This window comes from Billgrantia hypersalina, assembly GCF_052584175.1.
This window is the reverse complement of sequence record NZ_JBMIQI010000011.1, coordinates 542,015-559,787: the sequence shown is the minus strand read 5'-3', so window position 1 is coordinate 559,787 and position 17,773 is coordinate 542,015. Positions and strand designations below refer to the sequence as shown.

Here is a 17,773-nt window from a genome sequence, read left to right as displayed (position 1 = left end):
CGGCAAGCCGGCAGGTGGGCAGCGCGGGAAGCCTTCAGTCGCTGGACAGCGCCTCGAGATAGCGCGCCCCACCAAGATTGCGCATCTGTAGTCGAATCCATTGGCTGCGCCGTTCCACATGCGGTCCAGGCCGGCTGGCGTCCCATTCCCTTGGGTTGGGCAATATCGCCGCCAGGCGGCTGGCATGCACCTCGCTCAAGCGGTCGGCCGGAACGCCGAAATAATGCCGACCGGCCGCTTCGAGACCGAAGACGCCCTGGTCCCATTCGACGATGTTGAGATAGACCTCGAGAATACGCTGCTTAGGCCACAGCGCCTCGATCAGGACGGTAAACCACGCCTCGAGTCCCTTGCGCAGCCAGCTGCGCCCCGTCCACAGGAACAGGTTCTTGGCCGTCTGCTGGCTGATGGTGCTGGCCCCGCGCAGACGCGCTCCATTACGGCTCGCTTCCCAGGCGCGACGCATCTCGTCCACATCGAAACCCCGGTGTTGGGGAAAGCGCTGGTCCTCGGCAGCAATCACCGCCAGCTTGGCATGGTCGGAAAGTTCCGACCACGGGCGCCACTGATGCTGAACGGGCAAGGTTTCCCCTCCCGCCCAGGCTTCGACCTTGCGTTCTAGCATGACCATGGAGCCATACACGGGAACATGACGCAGCAGCATCACCGCGAGGATGGATAAAACGACGAAGGCGGCCCCGGCAAGGGCCGCCCAGCGCAGCGCTCTTCGCAACAGGACGCCGATCATGGACGACCCTGGGGAAGGGGAGTGTCAATGTTTGGACAGGTGCTCCGCATGGTAGCGTAGATGGTCCTCGATGAAGCTGGCGATGAAGAAGTAGCTGTGATCATAACCCGGTTGGCGGCGCAGCGTCAGCGGGTGGTCGTGCGTCTCGCATACGGCTTCCAGGCGCTCCGGCTTGAGCTGCTCCTCGAGGAACTGGTCCGCCTCGCCCTGATCGATGAGGAGATGCTGGCGTGAAGCGCCCTTGGCGACCAGTTCGCAGGCATCATACTGTGTCCAGCCGCCGGGATCGTCCCCCAGGTATTCACGGAAGGCCTTGCGCCCCCATGGGCACTGGGTGGGATTGACGATCGGCGCGAACGCCGACACGGAGCGATAGTGACCGGGACGGCGCAAGGCCAGGATCAGCGCGCCATGCCCGCCCATTGAATGGCCGCTGATCGCTTCCCGACCATTGAGCGGAAAGTGCTGTCGCGCGACCGAGGGCAATTCCTCGGCGATATAGTCGTACATGCGATAGTGCCGCTTCCAGGGCTCCTGGGTGGCATTCACGTAAAAGCCGGCCCCGGAACCGAGGTCATAGCTTTCGTTCTCTCCCGGCAGGTCGGTACCACGCGGGCTGGTATCGGGACAGATGATGGCGATGCCCAGTTCGGCGGCCACGCGATGCGCCCCAGCCTTTTGCATGAAGTTCTCGTCCGTGCAGGTCAACCCCGACAGCCACCACAGCAACGGCACGCGCTCGGTCTCGGCCTGGGGCGGCAGATACACCGCAAATTCCATTTCACAGTCGAGCGCACGGGAACGATGCCGGTAGCGCTTGTGCCAACCGTCGAAACTCTTGTTGGCCGAGACCAGCTCGAGTCGTTCGGTCATGGTCATGGTTCGGTCTCCTTACCTCATGCTCCCCCACGAGGAGGGAGCGGCACGATGGGTCGGGGTGTAGCGATGCGCTGCCTCGTCGCGTCTCAATAGTGCAGCACAGTACGAATACTCTTGCCCGCATGCAGCAGATCGAACGCCTCGTTGATCTGCTCGAACGGCATGTCGTGAGTAATGAACTCGTCGATCTTGATCTCGCCATCCATGTAGCGTTGCACATAGCCGGGCAGCTCGCTTCTCCCCTTCACGCCACCGAACGCGGAACCGCGCCATACCCGACCCGTCACCAGTTGGAACGGACGCGTGGAGATTTCCTCGCCGGCACCGGCCACACCGATGATCACCGACTCGCCCCAGCCCTTGTGGCAGCACTCCAGGGCCGAGCGCATCACGTTGACGTTGCCGATGCATTCGAAGGAGTAGTCGACCCCGCCGTCGGTCATGTCGACGATCACCTGCTGGATGGGGTCGGAATGCTCCTTGGGATTGACGAAATCGGTGGCCCCAAATTGGCGCGCCAGCTCGAACTTGTCGGGGTTGACGTCGATGGCAATGATACGACTCGCCTTCGCCATCAACGCCCCCTGGATCACCGCCAGGCCGATGGCACCCAGGCCGAACACGGCGATAGTGGAACCCGGCTCCACCTTGGCGGTGTTGAGCACCGCCCCGATGCCCGTGGTCACGCCACAGCCGAGCAGGCAGATCTTGTCCAGAGGCGCCTCTTTCGATACCACTGCCAGGGAGACCTCAGGCAGCACGGTGTACTCGCTGAAGGTGGAGCAACCCATGTAGTGATGCAGCATCTTTCCATCGAGCGAGAAGCGCGAGGTGCCGTCGGGCATCAGGCCCTGGCCCTGGGTGGCGCGCACCGCGCTGCACAAGTTGGTCTTGCCCGAGCGGCAGAACTTGCACTTGCCGCACTCGGCGGTATAGAGCGGAATGACGTGATCGCCGGGCTTGAGGCTGGTCACGCCCTCGCCCACCGCCTCGACGATGCCGGCCCCCTCGTGACCCAGCACCGAGGGAAACAGGCCCTCCGGATCGGCACCGGAGAGGGTGAAGGCGTCGGTATGGCAGACGCTGGTGGCCTTGATGCGCACCAGCACTTCCCCGGCCTTGGGTTCGGCCACGTCGATTTCAGTGAGCTCGAGGGGCTTGCCCGGCTCGACGGCAACGGCAGCACGCGACTTCATGGTTTGCTCCTGATGTTGGCGAATGTCGTGTCTCGATCCCTATCAGTTTAGGTGCGCCAAGCGCTATGATGATACCGAAACAGCAACACAAGATTATTCCTGCTGTGCAACAATGGAGCGACTATGGCTCACTGGGACGGCATCGAAGCCTTCGTGGAAGTCGTCAGGCTAGGCACCTTTGCCGCCGCGGCACGCCAGCTACACGTTTCCAACTCGCATATCAGCCGCCAAGTGGCACAGCTCGAGCAGCAGCTGGGGCTGCCCCTGCTCTATCGGACCACTCGCCAGATCCACCTCACCGATGCCGGCGAACGCTACTATGCTCGCTGCCGCGAACTGCTGGACGGTTTCCGCGAAGCCGAGTCGGCGTTGCAGAGCCTGCAGGAACGCCCGCATGGGGTGCTCAAGCTCAGTTGCGCCACCGCTTTCGGTGAACGCTTCATTGCCCCGTTGATCAACGACTTCCTGCGCCTGCATCCCCAGCTCGAGATGAGTCTCCATCTTACCAACCGCCAGGTGGACGTCATCGACGAGGGCTTTGACATCGTCATTCGCATGGGCACGCTGCAGGACTCCTCGCTGGTGGCGCGTCGCCTATGCGAGCGACGTGAATACGTCGTCGCTTCGCCCGAATATTTTCGCGGGGTGTCGCAGCCCCACTCGGTGGCGGAGCTGGCCCACCACCGCTGCCTGATCGGCTCCCGTGACCTCTGGCGATTCGATATCGACGGCCTGCATCGCGAAGTTCGCGTCCATGGACAGTGGCAGGCCAACTCGGGCCCCGCGCTGCTCGATGCTGCGCTGAAAGGGCTGGGACTGGCGCAACTGCCCGACTATTACGTCATGCCCTATCTCGCCAGCGGCGAACTGATCGACGTACTCTCCCGCTTTCAATGTCGCGACGCGGGGGTATGGGCGGTGATGCCGCGCCATCGCCAGCATGCGGCCAAGGTACGCCAGTTCGTCGACTATCTGGTGGAGCATCTCTCCGGCAGGCTGGAACGGGCTTGTGCCACCACGCCCGAATGAAAAAGGCGCCCCGAGGGGCGCCAGGAAGAGGCCTTGCCGACAACCTTCACTTGAAATTCTTGCGATACATCTTCATGGCCTCCCCCACGATACCGCTGCGGAAACTGAGCACGCAGATCACGAAGATGGCCCCCAGGATCGGACCGACCCAGTTACCCAGCGGTGACTGGGCCAGCAGGTGCTGCAGGCTGACCACCAGCCCCGCGCCCACGACCGGTCCGAACAGCGTGCCCACGCCACCCAGCAGGGTCATCAGGATGACCTCTCCGGACATGTGCCAATGGGCATCGGTCAGCGAAGCGAGCTGGAATACCACCGTCTTCGTGGAACCGGCCAGGCCGGCCAGGCCGGCCGAAAGGATGAACGCCACCAGCTTGTAGGCATCGACGTTATAGCCCAGTGATACGGCTCGCGGTTCGTTCTCGCGAATCGCCTTCAGCACCTGGCCGAACGGTGAGTGAACGGTACGCTGGATCAGGGCGAAGCCGAACAGGAACACCGCGAAGACGAAGTAGTACATCGCCAGGTTGTTGCGCAGGCTGATGAAACCGAACAGGTGACCCCGCGGCACGCCATGCAAGCCATCCTCGCCGCCGGTGAACGGCGCCTGGATGTAGAAGAAGAACATCAACTGGGCCAGGGCCAGCGTCACCATGGCAAAGTAGATGCCCTGACGGCGAATCGAAAGCGCCCCGAAGACGGCACCCAGCACCACGGCAGCCGCAGTGCCGATCAAGATGCCCAGCTCGGGGGTAAGCGCCGGCGTGCTCGACAGGAGGTAGCCCGTCACGTAGCCCCCCGTGGCCAGAAAGGCCGCATGGCCGAAGGAGAGCAGGCCAGCGTAGCCCAGCAGGAGGTTGAAGGCGCAGGCAAACAGGGCAAAGCACAGCACCTTCATCAAGAAAACGGGGTAGGCGACAAAAGGCGCCACCAGCCCGATGGCGATCAGCGCCAGATAGAAGGCATTGCGACGTAGGTTGGCACGGCGCTCGCGCTTCATGGAAGGCGTCAATGTCTGAGTTGTGGCCATGGTGTCATGCCTCCTTGCCGAAGAGTCCGGCGGGCCTGAGCAGCAGCACCAGGATCATCACCAGGAAAATTACCGTATTGGCCGCTTCGGGGTAATACACCTTGGTCAACCCCTCGATCAGCCCCATGGCCAGCCCGGTGACGACGGCGCCCAGTATCGACCCCATGCCACCGATGACCACCACGGCGAAGACCACGATCAACAAGTTGGAGCCCATGGTCGGCGACACGGGATAAAGCGGTGCGGCAAGCACACCGGCAAAGGCGGCCAGGGCCACGCCGAAACCGTAGGTCAGCGTGATCAGCAGCGGCACGTTGACCCCGAAGGCCTGCATCAGGGCCGGGTTTTCGGTACCGGCTCGCAGGTAGGCACCGAGGCGCGTGCGCTCGATGATGTACCAGGTGACGATACATACGCTGATGGCCGCCAGCAGTACCCAGGCACGATACTTGGGCAGGAACATGAAACCGGTCTGGTAACCGCCCTGCAGCGCCTCGGGCGTCGGATAGCGCGCGCCGGAAACGCCGAACAGATTGACCAGCGACCCTTCGAAGATCAGCGCCAGGCCGAAGGTCAGCAGCAGCCCATAGAGATGGTCGAGGTGACCGATACGCCGAAGCAGCACCCTCTCGATCAGCATGCCGAACAGGCCCACCACCAGTGGTGCCAGCAGCAGCGCCGTCCAGTAGCTGACACCCAGGTAGCGCATGCCGAGCAGCGTGGCGAAAGCCCCCAGCATGTACATGGCCCCGTGCGCGAAGTTGACGATCTTCAGCAGACCGAAGATCACCGCCAGGCCCAGGCTCAGCAGGGCGTAGAAGGCACCGTTGATCAGGCCCAGCAGCAGCTGGCCCATGAACACCGCCAACGGCACCCCGAATATCATCGTCATGTCGGTTTCTCCTCGCCGTCAGAGGGGCGGCGGCCGCAGCCGCCGCCGTATCGTGTCACGCTCAGTTCTGGACCAGCTTGCACTGGCTCTCGGAGAGCGGACGGTAGGCTTCCTCGGCAGGAATCGAGGTCAGGATCTCGTAGAGATCCCACTCGTGGGTGGAATCTTCCGGCGACTTGACACGGGCCAGGTACATGTCGTGCACCATGCGGCCATCCTCGCGAATGCGACCGTTGCGCGCGAAGAAGTCGTGGATCGGCTGCTTCATCATGTGCTCGCGCACCGTCTGGGTATCGTCGCTGCCGGTGGCCTCGACGGCCTGGAGATAGTGCATGGTGCTGGAGTAGATACCGGCCTGGACCATGGTCGGCATGCTGCCCACGCGCTCATAGTAGCGCTCGGCCCACTCGCGTGACTCGTCGTCCATGTTCCAGTACCAGCCGGTCGTCAGCAGCAGGCCCTGGGTTGTCTCGAGCCCCATGGCGTAGACGTCGTTGAGGAAGACCAGCAGGCCGGCGAGTTGCTGCCCGGCCTCGACCACACCGAACTGGCTGGCGGTATTGATCGCGTTGACGGTATCGGCACCGGCATTGGCCAGGCCGATGATCTTGGCGCCGGAACCCTGGGCCTGGAGGATATAGGACGAGAAGTCGTCGGTCGGGAACGGGTGGTGCACGCCACCGATGACCTCGCCGCCGTTCTCTTCCACCACCTTGGTCACGTCGGCTTCCAGGGCGTGGCCGAAGGCGTAGTCGGCGGTGAGCATGAACCAGGAGTCGCCGCCCTGCTCGACGACGGCACGGGCGGTACCGTTGGCCAGCGGATAGGTGTCGTAGACCCAGTGGATGTGGTTGGGCGTGCAGTGCTCGTTGGTGATACTCGATGCCGCCGAACCGGACACGATGCCGAAGCCGTCATTCTCCTCGAGGACCTTGGTCACGGCGATGGTCACTGAAGAGGCCACCATGCCGGCCACGAGATCGACGTTGCGCTCGTCGACCCATTCGCGCACGGTGTTGGCCCCCACGTCGGCGCTGTTGCGATCATCGGCGCTGAACACTTCGATCGGCGCGCCGTTGACGCTGCCGCCGAAATCCTCGATCGCCATCTCCATGGCCTCGAGGCCGCCCGGGCCGGCCAGATCGCGATAGGTGCCGGACATGTCGGCGAGGTAGCCGATGCGCACCTCACCGTCACTGATCTCCGCTTGGGCGGAAGTCGCCATGGCGGCGGTGGCGGCAATGGCGATGCTGCTGACGAGGGTCTTTTTCACGAAGGTCATAATTCGTCTCCATAGCCCAACTGGGCGGGTTGTTGTTGTCACGCGCACTGCGGGTAAGACGCGATTGGTTGTGGTTACGAAGTCAGTGTCTGCTGTGTTGCTGTCATCGTTGTTGTTTCGCCGGTTCGGCGCGGCTTGGGTACGACCCGCCTGCCGAGGCACGCGAGCCGGACTTGCTTCATCGGCTGGCTAGACTCCTAGCAGGGTATTGAGGTGGTCGCGCTTCGAGGGCAGCTCGGCTGCACTGATCTCCTCGACGATTCGGCCGTGCTCCATGACGTAGTGCCGATCCGCCAGCGGCGCGGCAAAACGGAAATTCTGCTCCACCAGGACGATGGTCATGCCGCGGTCGCGCAGCTTTATCAGCACTTCGCCCAGCTTCTGCACGATGACCGGCGCCAGCCCCTCGGTGATCTCGTCGAGCAGCAACATGCGCGCACCGGTACGCAGGATGCGCGCCATGGCCAGCATCTGCTGCTCACCGCCGGAAAGGCGCGTGCCCTGGCTGCGACGGCGCTCGTAGAGGTTGGGGAACATCTCGTAGATCTCGTCGATCGACATTCCTCCCGAGCGCACCGTGGGTGGCAGCAAGAGGTTTTCCTCGACGTCGAGGCTGGCGAAGATGCCGCGCTCCTCGGGGCAGTAGCCAACGCCCAACCGCGGAATGCGGTGCGCCTTCATGGCAATGGTCTCGGTCCCGTTGATCATGATCGACCCGGTCCGCCGGCCGACCATGCTCATGATCGACTTCAGCGTCGTGCTCCGCCCTGCCCCGTTGCGCCCCAGCAGAGTGACCAGCTCGCCACGGCGCACCTCCATGTCGACGCCATGCAGAATGTGGGATTCACCGTAGAAGGCATGGAGGTTGCGAATATGCAACATCGCAGCGCCTTCGTGATCGCGATATTCGCTACGTGTCGGCTGCTCGACGACCTGGCTCATGCGCTGGTCTCCTCTGTCTCGGCCTCACTGCCCATGTAGGCTTCGCGTACCCGGGGGTCGGCGGACACCGTCTCGTAGTCGCCTTCCGCCAGCACGGCGCCACGCGCGAGAACGGTAATGCGATCGCACAGCCGACTCACCACGCTGAGGTTGTGCTCTACCATCAGCACCGTACGACCCTTCGCCACCCGGCGAATCAGCTCGACAATGCGATCGACGTCCTCGGCCCCCATACCCTGCGTCGGTTCGTCGAGCAGCATCAGGTTGGGGTTCATGGCCAGGGTGGTCGCCACTTCCAGGGCCCGCTTGCGCCCGTAGGGCATTTCCACGGTCAGCACGTCGGCATAATCGCGCAGCCCAACCTCGTCGAGCAGTTCGATGGCGCGGTCGTTGAGGTGATCCAGGCTGCGTTCGGATTTCCAGAAGTGGAACGAGGTGCCGATCGGTCGCTGCAGCGCCACCCGTACGTTTTCCAGGGCCGTCATATGGGCGAACACGGCCGAGATCTGGAACGAGCGCACCATGCCCATGCGCGCGATCTCGTTGGCCTTCATGCCGGTGATCGGCTTGTCACGATAGAGAATCTCACCGCGGGTCGGCGGCAGAAACTTGGTGAGGAGGTTGAAGACAGTCGTCTTGCCGGCGCCGTTGGGGCCGATCAAGGCATGGATGTGTCCTTCCCGGATCTTCAGGTTGACATCGTCCACGGCGGTGAAACCGCGGAACTGCTTGGTCAACCCGCGAGTTTCCAGTATGAACTCCTGGGTCATGTGACGTCCTCTCTGAACCGCCGGGGCGATCCATGCAGATTTGTTGTCGTTGTGGTGAAGGCTGCTGATTGTGCTTAGCTCAGCGCGGGACTTCTAACCTTTACGTTAACGTAAGCTAGAGGAGAGACCATCGCGGGGCAATAGCTGAAGCGCCGAACTCGACCAATGGTGTAGAGGGGCCGGCACTTCAATAGCTTGCAAACTAAAACGCGACGCCATAAAGGCGTCGCGTCACGTGACAGTTGAGATTGCACCGTGCGCCGAAGTGGCGACACTTCAGCACTCGATGGCGTTTACCGCCAGCCCCCCGCGCGAGGTTTCCTTGTACTTGTCCTGCATGTCGCGCCCGGTATCGCGCATCGTGCGAATCGCCTTGTCGAGCGAGATGAAGTGCTCCCCATCGCCGCGCAGCGCCATCTGCGCCGCGTTGATCGCCTTGACCGAGGCGATGGCGTTGCGCTCGATACAGGGCACCTGGACCAGGCCGCCTACGGGGTCGCAGGTCAATCCCAGGTTGTGCTCCAAGCCGATCTCGGCAGCGTTCTCGACCTGGGCCACGCTCCCGCCCATTACTTCGGCCAGCCCCGCCGCCGCCATGGCACAGGCCGAGCCGACCTCGCCCTGGCAACCCACTTCGGCGCCGGAAATCGAGGCGTTTTTCTTGCAAAGAATGCCAACGGCCCCGGCCGCCAGCAGGAAATCCACCACGTCGCGCTCGCAGGCGTCGGGCTGAAACTTCATGTAGTAGTGCAGCACGGCGGGAATGATGCCGGCCGCACCGTTGGTCGGTGCGGTCACCATGCGCCCACCGGCGGCATTCTCTTCATTCACCGCCAGCGCAAAGACGTTGACCCAGTCCATCGCGCCGAAGGTGGAAGCGATCAGGCTCCGATCGTCACGAGCCGCCAGCAGGCGACGGTGCAGTGCCGCAGCGCGCCGCTTGACGTTGAGCCCGCCGGGAAGCACGCCTTCCTGCTCGAAGCCGGCGTCGACACAGGCCCGCATGGCCTGCCAGATCCGCCACAGGCCGTCGCGGATATCGGCTTCGCTGCGCCACGCCTTTTCATTGGCCAGCATCAGTTCGCTGATACGCATGTCATGCATGCGACACAGCGCCATCAACTCGGCGGCAGAGTTGAAATCGAAGGGCAGCGTGGTGTCGTCCTGGTCCAATTCGCCGCGCTCGGCTTGCGCCTCGTCCACGACGAAGCCGCCACCCACCGAATAGTAGGTGTTGCGCCACAGCTCATCGCTGTGACCGTGGGCCACCAACGTCATGGCGTTGGGATGATAGGGCAAACACTCTTCCTGCCACTGCATGTCACGCGACCACAGGAAGGGAACCGCCAGGCGACCGTCGAGCATCAGCGTGTTCGCTTCCAGCAGCTCCTCGATGCAGGGGGAGACGATAGCAGGGTCGATCCGGTCGGGGCGCTCGCCCATCAAGCCCATGATGACGGCCCGGTCGGTGCCGTGGCCCTTGCCGGTCGCGCACAGCGAGCCGTACAACTTCACCTCGACGCGCACAATTCGCTCGAGCAAGTCCTGCTCGTGCAGTGCCTGGACGAAATCGTAGGCTGCACGCATCGGCCCCACGGTATGGGAGCTGGACGGGCCGATGCCGATCTTGAACAGGTCGAAGACGCTAATTGCCATGGATCACCTCGCAAGTCGCCAGCTGGCCGCCGTGGGTACCGAAGGGCGCACGGCCCATGAATCAGCCTGGCTAAAACATGTTTGCCATTACGGCAGTGTTAGCCTTATGTTGGTGGCGACCGTAATACACGGCAAGCGAGAATAACTGCTCAAGGCTATAGCCAAACTAAACCATGAACCGCCTGCTCCATGCCCAGACCCATGCCTGGCTGAAAGTCTTCGCCGTCAGCGCCCGGCATCTCTCCTTCACCCGAGCGGCAGAAGAGCTGCATGTCACCACCGGCGCGGTGAGCCAGCAGATCAAGCAGCTCGAGGAGCGGCTGGGTTTCAAGCTGTTTCGCCGACTGCCCCGGCGCCTGGAGCTCACTGAGGAGGGCAAGCGACTCGCCGCCGTCGTCGACGAGGCGTACCAATCGGTCGGCCTCGAGGTGAAACGCCTGCGCAGTGGCGTGATGAGCGGTGTCATTCGCCTGCGTAGCGTGCCAGCCTTCCTCAGCAAATGGCTGCTGCCGCGCCTGCCGCGTCTGCAAGCGCGCTTTCCCGACATCGAGCTGCAGGTCATCGCCGAGGACAGCAGCCTTTCGCTGCGTGAGGGCGAATTCGACCTGGCCATCGACCTCAACGACGGCCACTACCCCGGGCTCGCCATCACCCCGCTGATGGAAGAGGTGATCTTCCCCGTTTGTGCCCCCGCCCTGATGCGACGGCGCCCCCCGCTGTCGCGCCCGGAGGAGCTGGCCTGGTACCCCCTGCTGCATGATGTCACCGCCTGGCGCGGCGGGCATCCCTACGCCGAATGGGAACACTACCTGCATGCCATCGAAGCGCCGCCGCTCAACGTTCGACGCGGCTACACCTTCAACCGCCACCGGCTGGCACTGGAGGCCGCCGTGGCCGGCATGGGCGTCGCCCTGGCGCGCCAGGCCCTGCTCACCACTGAACTCAAGACAGGGGCACTTATCGCCCCGTTTCCCGACCGAGTCCCGACCGGCAAGCGCTACGGCATCGTGCATACCAGCGGTGCGCTGGACGACCGACGCGTTGCCGCAGTGCACGACTGGATCGTGGAGGAAGCCAGGCGCCATCTCGACCTCACGGCAAACGCCTAGCCGTGCCGCCGGCTGGCCGACGCGAGCCAAAAAAAACCCGCAGACCGAGCTGCGGGTTTTCTCGAAGTGGGCGCTTCGCTATTCGTCGAGGAATGAGCGCAGCGGCTCCGAGCGGCTGGGATGACGCAGCTTGCGCAGCGCCTTGGCCTCGATCTGACGGATCCGCTCACGGGTGACGTCGAACTGTTTGCCGACCTCTTCGAGGGTGTGATCGGTGTTCATGTCGATACCGAAGCGCATGCGCAGCACCTTCGCCTCGCGTGCGGTCAGGCCGCCCAATACGTTGCGGGTCGCTTCGATCAGCCCTTCGCCGGTAGCGAGATCGACGGGCAGCTGCATGGTGCTGTCCTCGATGAAGTCGCCCAGGTGCGAGTCGTCGTCGTCGCCGATGGGGGTCTCCATGGAGATTGGCTCCTTGGCGATCTTGAGCACCTTGCGCACCTTGTCTTCGGGCATCTCTAGACGCTCGCCCAGCTCCTCCGGCGTGGGCTCGCGGCCCATTTCCTGCAGCATCTGCCGGGAGACCCGGTTGAGCTTGTTGATCGTCTCGATCATGTGCACCGGGATCCGGATGGTGCGCGCCTGGTCGGCGATAGAGCGGGTGATCGCCTGGCGAATCCACCAGGTGGCATAGGTCGAGAACTTGTAGCCGCGGCGGTATTCGAACTTGTCCACGGCCTTCATCAGCCCGATGTTGCCCTCCTGGATCAGATCCAGGAACTGCAGTCCGCGATTGGTATATTTCTTGGCAATCGAGATGACCAGGCGCAGGTTGGCCTCGACCATCTCCTTCTTGGCCCGGCGCGCCTTGGCCTCGCCGATGGAGAGGCGACGATTGATCTCCTTGAGCTCCGGCACGGGCAGCTGGACCATCTCCTCCTCGAAGGCGATCCGCCGCTGGGCACGTTGGATATCGGCGCGCAGCGGCTCCAGGCGTTCGGCGAACTTGGCATTCGCGGCAATGAACTCGCCGACCCACTCCTGGCGCGACTCGTTGCCCGGAAACGCCTTGATGAAGCTCTTGCGTGGCACTTTCGCCTTCTTGACGAAGAGCTGCATCACCGCCTTTTCCTGGGTGCGGATCTGCTCGACGCTGATGCGCACCTGGCCGACCAGACGCTCGAAGTGCTTGGGTACCAGCTTGATCGGCGAGAACAGCTCGGCCAGCCGCTCCATCTCGGACTGAGCCTGTGCGCTGCCTCGACCATGCTTGGCGATGGCTTCACGCACCAGCTCGTTCTGTTCGCGAATCTGCTCGAAGCGTGCCCGCGCCTCTTCAGGATCGGGGCCGCCGGAGCTCTCCTCCTCGGCTTCGCCGGTGTCGTCGTCATCGTCACCGTCGTCATCCCCATCGTCGCTATCGGCGTCGTCGCCCAGGATCTCCTCGGGCACCTCGGCCTCGGCCACGCCGGGAATGCCTTCGTCCGGGTCGATGAAGCCCGAGAAGAGGTCTGACAGGCGACCCGGAGCCTCTTCGTCCTGGGTGGCGTCGTAGGCCTCGAGAATCGAGTCCACCGCTCCAGGCAGCCAGGCCAGAGCCGACATTACCTCGCGCGTGCCCTCCTCGATGCGCTTGGCAATCTCGATCTCGCCCTCACGGGTCAGAAGCTCGACAGTTCCCATCTCGCGCATGTACATGCGTACCGGGTCGGTGGTGCGACCCACGTCGCTCTCCACCGCCGCCAGGGCAGCCACGGCCTCTTCGGCAGCCGATTCGTCGGCGGAATGATCCGACATCATCAGGGTATCTTCATCGGGAGCTTCCTCGACGACGCTGATGCCCATGTCATTGATCATGCCGATGATGTCTTCCACCTGATCGGGGTCGGCAATATCCTCGGGAAGGTGGTCGTTGACCTCGGCATAGGTCAGGTAGCCCTGTTCCTTGCCACGCGCGATCAACTCCTTCAGACGTGACTGCTGCTGCGCATTTCCAGCCATAGAAACCCTATCTCGACGAAGAAGAATGAAGCACCTGAAGCGCTGGGGTGGAGAAAACTCATGAAGCCCAACAGTATAGCGGGAAACACCGCTAACCTGCCAGTACGGCCCATTTGCTCGGTCACTCAGGTGTGTTAGTTTAAGCGGTTATGCCGACAGCGCACGGCCTGTTCCCCTGTATGTGGGGGTGGGAAGACGAAAATCAACCCGCGCTAGCGCTTCAGCTCCACCAGCAATTCCTTCAGCCGCTGCCTGGCCTCGAGCGGCAGGCGTTCGCCGCCGCGCTCCCTCGCCAGCAGGGTCTCGAACTCCTCCTGCGGCGATTGGCGCTGGCAATGGCGCCTGAGGTAATCGACCAGCCCCTCCAGTTCTTTACCCCGCGTCTCGCGCGGGATCAGCATCTCACGCTGCGCCAGTGCCGCCAGTCGCTCCCCCTGGGCACTACCCTGGAAGTGCGCAAGCACCACCTGGGGGCTGCGATAGCGACCGGCACGCAGCAGGCGAATCAGTTCGCGGCATAGCATCGCATCGCCCTCCCCTTCGGGGCACCAATCCTCCTCGGCAGGCAGGCGTTCGACCAGGCCGGGCTCGTGAATCAGCAGCTGCACTATGCGAGCCATCGAACTCAGTGCGGCGCCTCCGGCCGGCGCTGCCCCGTTCGTGCGGCGCTGCCCCGATGCAGCCGCCGCCGGGACGGATGCAACGCTGCTGGGCTCGGTCGGCATGGGCGCAGCCTCTTCGCCACTTGCCATCAGCGCCTCGAAGCGAGACTGATCGACGCCGGTGCGCCGCGAGAGTTCCGCCAACAGCACCGTCTGGAGCATGCCCGTGGGCAACCTCCCAATGGCCTTGAGTACCTGGCTGGCGAAGCGCTCGCGCTCCTCGACTCGAGCCAGGTCGCGCCCCCGTGCCGCCTGGTCGAACAGGAATTCCGACAGCGGGCTGGCACAGGTGATGCGATCCTCGAAGGCTTCGGCTCCTTCACGACGTACCAGCGTATCCGGGTCCTCGCCCTCCGGCAGGAACAGGAAACGTGCCGTGCGCCCGTCGATCATCTGCGGCAGTACCGTTTCCAGCGCACGGCTGGCCGCCTGACGGCCGGCACGATCGCCATCGAAGCAGAACACGACCTCGTCGACCATGCGGAACAGGCGCGCCAGGTGCTCTTCGCTGGTGGAAGTTCCCAGGGTGGCGACGGCGTTGCGAATGCCGAACTGGGCCAGCGCTACCACGTCCATGTAACCCTCGACGATGACGACCCGCTCCAGCCGTGGATCGGCCTGCCTGGCCTCATACAGCCCGTAGAGCTCGCGCCCCTTGTGAAACACCGGGGTCTCGGGCGAGTTGAGGTACTTGGGCTTGGCATCCCCGAGCACCCGGCCGCCGAAGGCGATGGTACGTCCGCGCACATCGCGTATGGGGAACATCACCCGGTCGCGGAAGCGATCGTAGGTGCGCCCGCTCTCCTCGCGCTGCACCAGCAACCCGTATTCCACTTGTACCGGTTCCGGCACCCCCCGGGCGCTCAAGTGACGCTTGAGGGACTCCCAGTCGTCCGGGGCGTAGCCGATGCCGAAGTCACGCAAGATCTCCTGCGACAGGCCGCGATGCGCGAGGTAGTCACGCGCCTGCTGCGCTTCCGGCATCTTCAGCCGCTCGCGAAAGAAGCTGGCCGAAAGCTCCAGCAGATTGACGCCCTCCTGACGCTTGCGTTCGCGCGCCTGGGCGCGCGGGTCGTCGGCACCCTCCCGCGGCACCTCGATCCCCTGCCGCGAGGCCAGTTGCTCCACCGCCTCGGGAAAACGCAGCTTGTCGTACTCCATCAGGAACCGCAGGGCATTGCCGTGGGCACCACAGCCGAAGCAGTGGTAGAACTGCTTGTCGGCACTTACCGTGAAAGACGGCGTCTTTTCCTGATGGAAGGGGCACAAGCCGGAATAGTTGCGACCGGCCTTCTTGAGCTGCACCCGCTCACCCACCACTTCGACCACGTCGACGCGTGCCAGCAGGTCATCGATGAAGCGCTGAGGAATCTGGCCGGCCATGTGGGTCTTGCCACCTCCCGGCGGGGCAGATGAAGGAAAAGAGTGGAACGGACGTGAAAGACAAGCGGCCACCTGACGGCAGCCGCTTGGTCATCCTTCCAGGAGCGCCGCTGCTCAACGCATCGAAGCTCCCCGAGTACGGATCAATAGAGCCGTTCGAAACGCTTGCGCTCGCGCTGGAGCTTCTTGGCGTGACGCTTCACCGCGGCAGCTGCCTTGCGCTTGCGCTCTGCAGTCGGCTTCTCGTAGTGCTCGCGACGACGCACTTCGGAGAGGATGCCGGCTTTTTCACAGGAACGCTTGAAACGGCGCAGCGCGACGTCAAACGGCTCGTTATCACGTACTTTGACAGAAGGCATTAAGCACTCACCTACCTTGAATTCTTGAGTTCGGTTCGAACGTACACCCAGGCATAGGGTGCACGACCCAATTGTACAGCGCACGGTAGTTTAGTCGTCGATACCATCCATTGCAAATCCTCGTGCCGGAGCACGGGATGGCGACGGCGCGATTTGCTAGAATGCCGGCCTCCACTCATCACGAGCCTGCATCATGCGAGTCCTTGGCATCGAGACTTCCTGCGACGAAACCGGCGTCGCGATCTACGACACCGAGCGCGGCCTGCTGGCCGATGCCCTCTACAGCCAGGTCGCCATGCATGCCGCCTATGGTGGCGTGGTACCGGAGCTCGCCTCCCGCGACCACACCCGGCGCCTGCTGCCACTGATCCAACAGGTGCTTGACGAGGCCGGGATGACCCGCGGCGAGCTGGACGCCATTGCCTATACCGCCGGACCCGGTCTGGTCGGTGCCCTCATGGTGGGCGCCAGCACGGCACATGGCATGGCCCGCGCGCTGGGCATCCCCGTGCTCGGTGTGCACCACATGGAAGGCCACCTCATGGCGCCCATGCTCGAGGATTCACCGCCCGACTTCCCCTTCGTCGCGCTGCTGGTGTCGGGCGGCCACACCCAGCTGGTCGAAGTCCAGGGCCAGGGACAGTACCGCTTGCTTGGCGAATCGGTGGACGATGCCGCCGGGGAGGCCTTCGACAAGACCGCCAAGATGCTCGGCCTGGCCTATCCCGGCGGCCCCCAGGTCGCTCGACTGGCCGAACAGGGTGTCCCGGGCCGCTTTCGCTTCCCTCGTCCGATGACCGACCGCCCGGGCCTCGACTTCAGCTTCTCCGGACTCAAGACCCACACCCTGACCACCCTGCGCCAGCTCGAGCAGGCGGGAGAGCTCGATGACCAGGCCCGCGCCGACGTGGCCCGAGCCTTCGAGGAAGCCGTGGTGGATACCCTGGTGATCAAGTGCCGCCGGGCGTTGGATGACACCGGCCTGAAGCGCCTGGTGATGGCCGGCGGGGTAAGCGCCAACGCGCGCCTTCGCGAGCGCCTCGCGCTCGAGGCCGGGAAGCGCGGCGCGCACGTCTACTACCCGCGCGGAAGATTTTGCACCGACAACGGGGCAATGATCGCCCTGGCCGGCGCCCGGCGACTGCTGGCCGGGGAACGCGACGAACCCGGCCTGATGAAGGCTGTGCCGCGCTGGCCGATGGAGACGCTGCGCGTGCCTGCCGACGCCTGAACGGCACGCCTATAAAGCGTGCTCGTCACCGCTGCCCAGGCGACGGATGTTGAGCAGGTGCCGCACCAGCACCAGGACGGTGAAGGCCATCACGACCCATACGTAGTCGGGTGCCAGCCACAGGCTGGCCAACGGCGCCACACCGGCGCTGGCGAGTGACGCCACCGCCGCCGTGCGTACCCGCCAGGCCAGCAGCCCCCACAACGCGGCGCAGCACAGCGCGACCCAGGGCGTCAGAACGAGCAGCACGCCAAAGGCACTGGCGACCGCCTTGCCGCCGCGAAAACGGTGCCAGGGCGGGAAGCTGTGGCCCAGCAGCACGGCCAGCCCTACCACGCCCTGGGCCCAGGGGGCCAACCCCGCCGCCATGGCCAGCCACAGTACCGGCATGCCCTTGACGGCATCGAGCAGCAGGGTTGCCGTGGCCAGCCGATGCCCATGTAGGCGCAGCACGTTGGAGAAGCCAGGATTACCGGAGCCCTCCCGGCGCGGGTCGCCAACGCCGGCCCACCGGCAGACCCAGAGCGCACCCAGGCAGGAACCGCTGAAGTATCCCAGCAGTACCAGCCCCAGCAGCGTCAGTAGCCCTTCGCCCAGCATCGGCCTTCGTCCCCTCCGGTATCGTCATCGGATTCTGCCAGCCCCGGCGACTCAGGGACAGCGC

Annotated in this window: 16 protein-coding genes; 3 read left to right on the top strand and 13 right to left on the bottom strand. The window is 64.0% G+C overall.

From position 1 onward, the window contains the following. Positions 1 to 34: 34 nt before the first annotated feature. From mtgA to ACOJCM_RS09750, 3 genes are all read right to left on the bottom strand, one after another. Positions 35 to 748: a monofunctional biosynthetic peptidoglycan transglycosylase gene (gene mtgA, locus ACOJCM_RS09760; protein ID WP_445211858.1), complete on the bottom strand. Its 714-nt coding sequence runs from the start codon at positions 746 to 748 to the stop codon at positions 35 to 37. A 24-nt stretch (positions 749 to 772) separates the two neighbouring features. After that, positions 773 to 1,627, bottom strand: a complete 855-nt coding sequence (fghA, locus tag ACOJCM_RS09755; protein WP_445211857.1) for an S-formylglutathione hydrolase — start codon at positions 1,625 to 1,627, stop codon at positions 773 to 775. Positions 1,628 to 1,713: 86 nt separating this feature from the next. Next, a complete protein-coding gene (locus ACOJCM_RS09750) occupies positions 1,714 to 2,823 on the bottom strand; it encodes an S-(hydroxymethyl)glutathione dehydrogenase/class III alcohol dehydrogenase (protein ID WP_445211856.1) in 1,110 nt (369 codons plus the stop codon). A 123-nt stretch (positions 2,824 to 2,946) separates the two neighbouring features. Here ACOJCM_RS09750 and ACOJCM_RS09745 point away from each other — a divergent pair, with 123 nt between their 5' ends. Continuing rightward, on the top strand, positions 2,947 to 3,852 hold the full coding sequence (locus tag ACOJCM_RS09745) for a LysR family transcriptional regulator (protein WP_445211855.1): 906 nt from the start codon (positions 2,947 to 2,949) through the stop codon (positions 3,850 to 3,852). A gap of 46 nt (positions 3,853 to 3,898) precedes the next feature. Here the strand turns inward: ACOJCM_RS09745 and ACOJCM_RS09740 are convergent, their stop codons facing one another. The 6 genes from ACOJCM_RS09740 to ACOJCM_RS09715 all read right to left on the bottom strand — a co-directional run bounded on the left by ACOJCM_RS09740 (position 3,899) and on the right by ACOJCM_RS09715 (position 10,424). Beyond that, positions 3,899 to 4,882, bottom strand: coding sequence for a branched-chain amino acid ABC transporter permease (locus ACOJCM_RS09740; protein WP_445211854.1), 984 nt, complete (start codon positions 4,880 to 4,882; stop codon positions 3,899 to 3,901). A gap of 4 nt (positions 4,883 to 4,886) precedes the next feature. Continuing rightward, positions 4,887 to 5,774 carry a branched-chain amino acid ABC transporter permease gene (locus tag ACOJCM_RS09735; protein ID WP_445211853.1) on the bottom strand — a complete coding sequence of 296 codons (888 nt, stop codon included), beginning with the start codon at positions 5,772 to 5,774 and terminating at the stop codon, positions 4,887 to 4,889. A gap of 61 nt (positions 5,775 to 5,835) precedes the next feature. After that, the gene (locus ACOJCM_RS09730; RefSeq protein ID WP_445211852.1) at positions 5,836 to 7,056 is read right to left on the bottom strand and encodes an ABC transporter substrate-binding protein; all 1,221 of its coding nucleotides are present in this window, start codon (positions 7,054 to 7,056) and stop codon (positions 5,836 to 5,838) included. A 189-nt stretch (positions 7,057 to 7,245) separates the two neighbouring features. Then, a complete protein-coding gene (locus ACOJCM_RS09725; RefSeq protein WP_445212073.1) occupies positions 7,246 to 7,938 on the bottom strand; it encodes an ABC transporter ATP-binding protein in 693 nt (230 codons plus the stop codon). Positions 7,939 to 7,994: 56 nt separating this feature from the next. Then, positions 7,995 to 8,768 carry an ABC transporter ATP-binding protein gene (locus ACOJCM_RS09720; RefSeq protein WP_445211851.1) on the bottom strand — a complete coding sequence of 258 codons (774 nt, stop codon included), beginning with the start codon at positions 8,766 to 8,768 and terminating at the stop codon, positions 7,995 to 7,997. Between the two features lie 276 nt (positions 8,769 to 9,044). Next, positions 9,045 to 10,424 carry an L-serine ammonia-lyase gene (locus ACOJCM_RS09715; RefSeq protein WP_445211850.1) on the bottom strand — a complete coding sequence of 460 codons (1,380 nt, stop codon included), beginning with the start codon at positions 10,422 to 10,424 and terminating at the stop codon, positions 9,045 to 9,047. Positions 10,425 to 10,597: 173 nt separating this feature from the next. Between ACOJCM_RS09715 and ACOJCM_RS09710 the strand changes: the two genes are divergently transcribed. Then, positions 10,598 to 11,533 carry a LysR substrate-binding domain-containing protein gene (locus tag ACOJCM_RS09710; RefSeq protein ID WP_445211849.1) on the top strand — a complete coding sequence of 312 codons (936 nt, stop codon included), beginning with the start codon at positions 10,598 to 10,600 and terminating at the stop codon, positions 11,531 to 11,533. Positions 11,534 to 11,611: 78 nt separating this feature from the next. On the opposite strand, the gene rpoD is transcribed toward ACOJCM_RS09710, so the two are convergent. The 3 genes from rpoD to rpsU all read right to left on the bottom strand — a co-directional run bounded on the left by rpoD (position 11,612) and on the right by rpsU (position 15,878). Continuing rightward, complete coding sequence (gene rpoD / locus ACOJCM_RS09705; RefSeq protein WP_445211848.1) at positions 11,612 to 13,474, bottom strand: RNA polymerase sigma factor RpoD; 1,863 nt, start codon at positions 13,472 to 13,474, stop codon at positions 11,612 to 11,614. A 212-nt stretch (positions 13,475 to 13,686) separates the two neighbouring features. Then, a complete protein-coding gene (gene dnaG, locus ACOJCM_RS09700; protein WP_445211847.1) occupies positions 13,687 to 15,519 on the bottom strand; it encodes a DNA primase in 1,833 nt (610 codons plus the stop codon). Between the two features lie 143 nt (positions 15,520 to 15,662). Beyond that, positions 15,663 to 15,878 (bottom strand): 30S ribosomal protein S21, encoded by a 216-nt coding sequence (rpsU, locus tag ACOJCM_RS09695; protein ID WP_010629611.1) that lies wholly within the window; start codon positions 15,876 to 15,878, stop codon positions 15,663 to 15,665. A 193-nt stretch (positions 15,879 to 16,071) separates the two neighbouring features. Between rpsU and tsaD the strand changes: the two genes are divergently transcribed. Next, positions 16,072 to 17,109, top strand: coding sequence for a tRNA (adenosine(37)-N6)-threonylcarbamoyltransferase complex transferase subunit TsaD (gene tsaD, locus ACOJCM_RS09690; RefSeq protein ID WP_445211846.1), 1,038 nt, complete (start codon positions 16,072 to 16,074; stop codon positions 17,107 to 17,109). Positions 17,110 to 17,118: 9 nt separating this feature from the next. Here tsaD and plsY read toward each other — a convergent pair whose 3' ends face one another. Next, the gene (gene plsY / locus ACOJCM_RS09685; RefSeq protein WP_445211845.1) at positions 17,119 to 17,709 is read right to left on the bottom strand and encodes a glycerol-3-phosphate 1-O-acyltransferase PlsY; all 591 of its coding nucleotides are present in this window, start codon (positions 17,707 to 17,709) and stop codon (positions 17,119 to 17,121) included. Between the last annotated feature and the right edge of the window lie 64 nt (positions 17,710 to 17,773).

Bases quoted from the DNA above. Each gene is read 5' to 3' on its own strand.
- mtgA (WP_445211858.1), bottom strand. From the start codon at position 748: ATGATCGGCGTCCTGTTGCGAAGAGCGCTGCGCTGGGCGGCCCTTGCC.
- fghA (WP_445211857.1), bottom strand. From the start codon at position 1,627: ATGACCATGACCGAACGACTCGAGCTGGTCTCGGCCAACAAGAGTTTC.
- ACOJCM_RS09750 (WP_445211856.1), bottom strand. From the start codon at position 2,823: ATGAAGTCGCGTGCTGCCGTTGCCGTCGAGCCGGGCAAGCCCCTCGAG.
- ACOJCM_RS09745 (WP_445211855.1), top strand. From the start codon at position 2,947: ATGGCTCACTGGGACGGCATCGAAGCCTTCGTGGAAGTCGTCAGGCTA.
- ACOJCM_RS09740 (WP_445211854.1), bottom strand. From the start codon at position 4,882: ATGGCCACAACTCAGACATTGACGCCTTCCATGAAGCGCGAGCGCCGT.
- ACOJCM_RS09735 (WP_445211853.1), bottom strand. From the start codon at position 5,774: ATGACGATGATATTCGGGGTGCCGTTGGCGGTGTTCATGGGCCAGCTG.
- ACOJCM_RS09730 (WP_445211852.1), bottom strand. From the start codon at position 7,056: ATGACCTTCGTGAAAAAGACCCTCGTCAGCAGCATCGCCATTGCCGCC.
- ACOJCM_RS09725 (WP_445212073.1), bottom strand. From the start codon at position 7,938: ATGTTGCATATTCGCAACCTCCATGCCTTCTACGGTGAATCCCACATT.
- ACOJCM_RS09720 (WP_445211851.1), bottom strand. From the start codon at position 8,768: ATGACCCAGGAGTTCATACTGGAAACTCGCGGGTTGACCAAGCAGTTC.
- ACOJCM_RS09715 (WP_445211850.1), bottom strand. From the start codon at position 10,424: ATGGCAATTAGCGTCTTCGACCTGTTCAAGATCGGCATCGGCCCGTCC.
- ACOJCM_RS09710 (WP_445211849.1), top strand. From the start codon at position 10,598: ATGAACCGCCTGCTCCATGCCCAGACCCATGCCTGGCTGAAAGTCTTC.
- rpoD (WP_445211848.1), bottom strand. From the start codon at position 13,474: ATGGCTGGAAATGCGCAGCAGCAGTCACGTCTGAAGGAGTTGATCGCG.
- dnaG (WP_445211847.1), bottom strand. From the start codon at position 15,519: ATGGCCGGCCAGATTCCTCAGCGCTTCATCGATGACCTGCTGGCACGC.
- rpsU (WP_010629611.1), bottom strand. From the start codon at position 15,878: ATGCCTTCTGTCAAAGTACGTGATAACGAGCCGTTTGACGTCGCGCTG.
- tsaD (WP_445211846.1), top strand. From the start codon at position 16,072: ATGCGAGTCCTTGGCATCGAGACTTCCTGCGACGAAACCGGCGTCGCG.
- plsY (WP_445211845.1), bottom strand. From the start codon at position 17,709: ATGCTGGGCGAAGGGCTACTGACGCTGCTGGGGCTGGTACTGCTGGGA.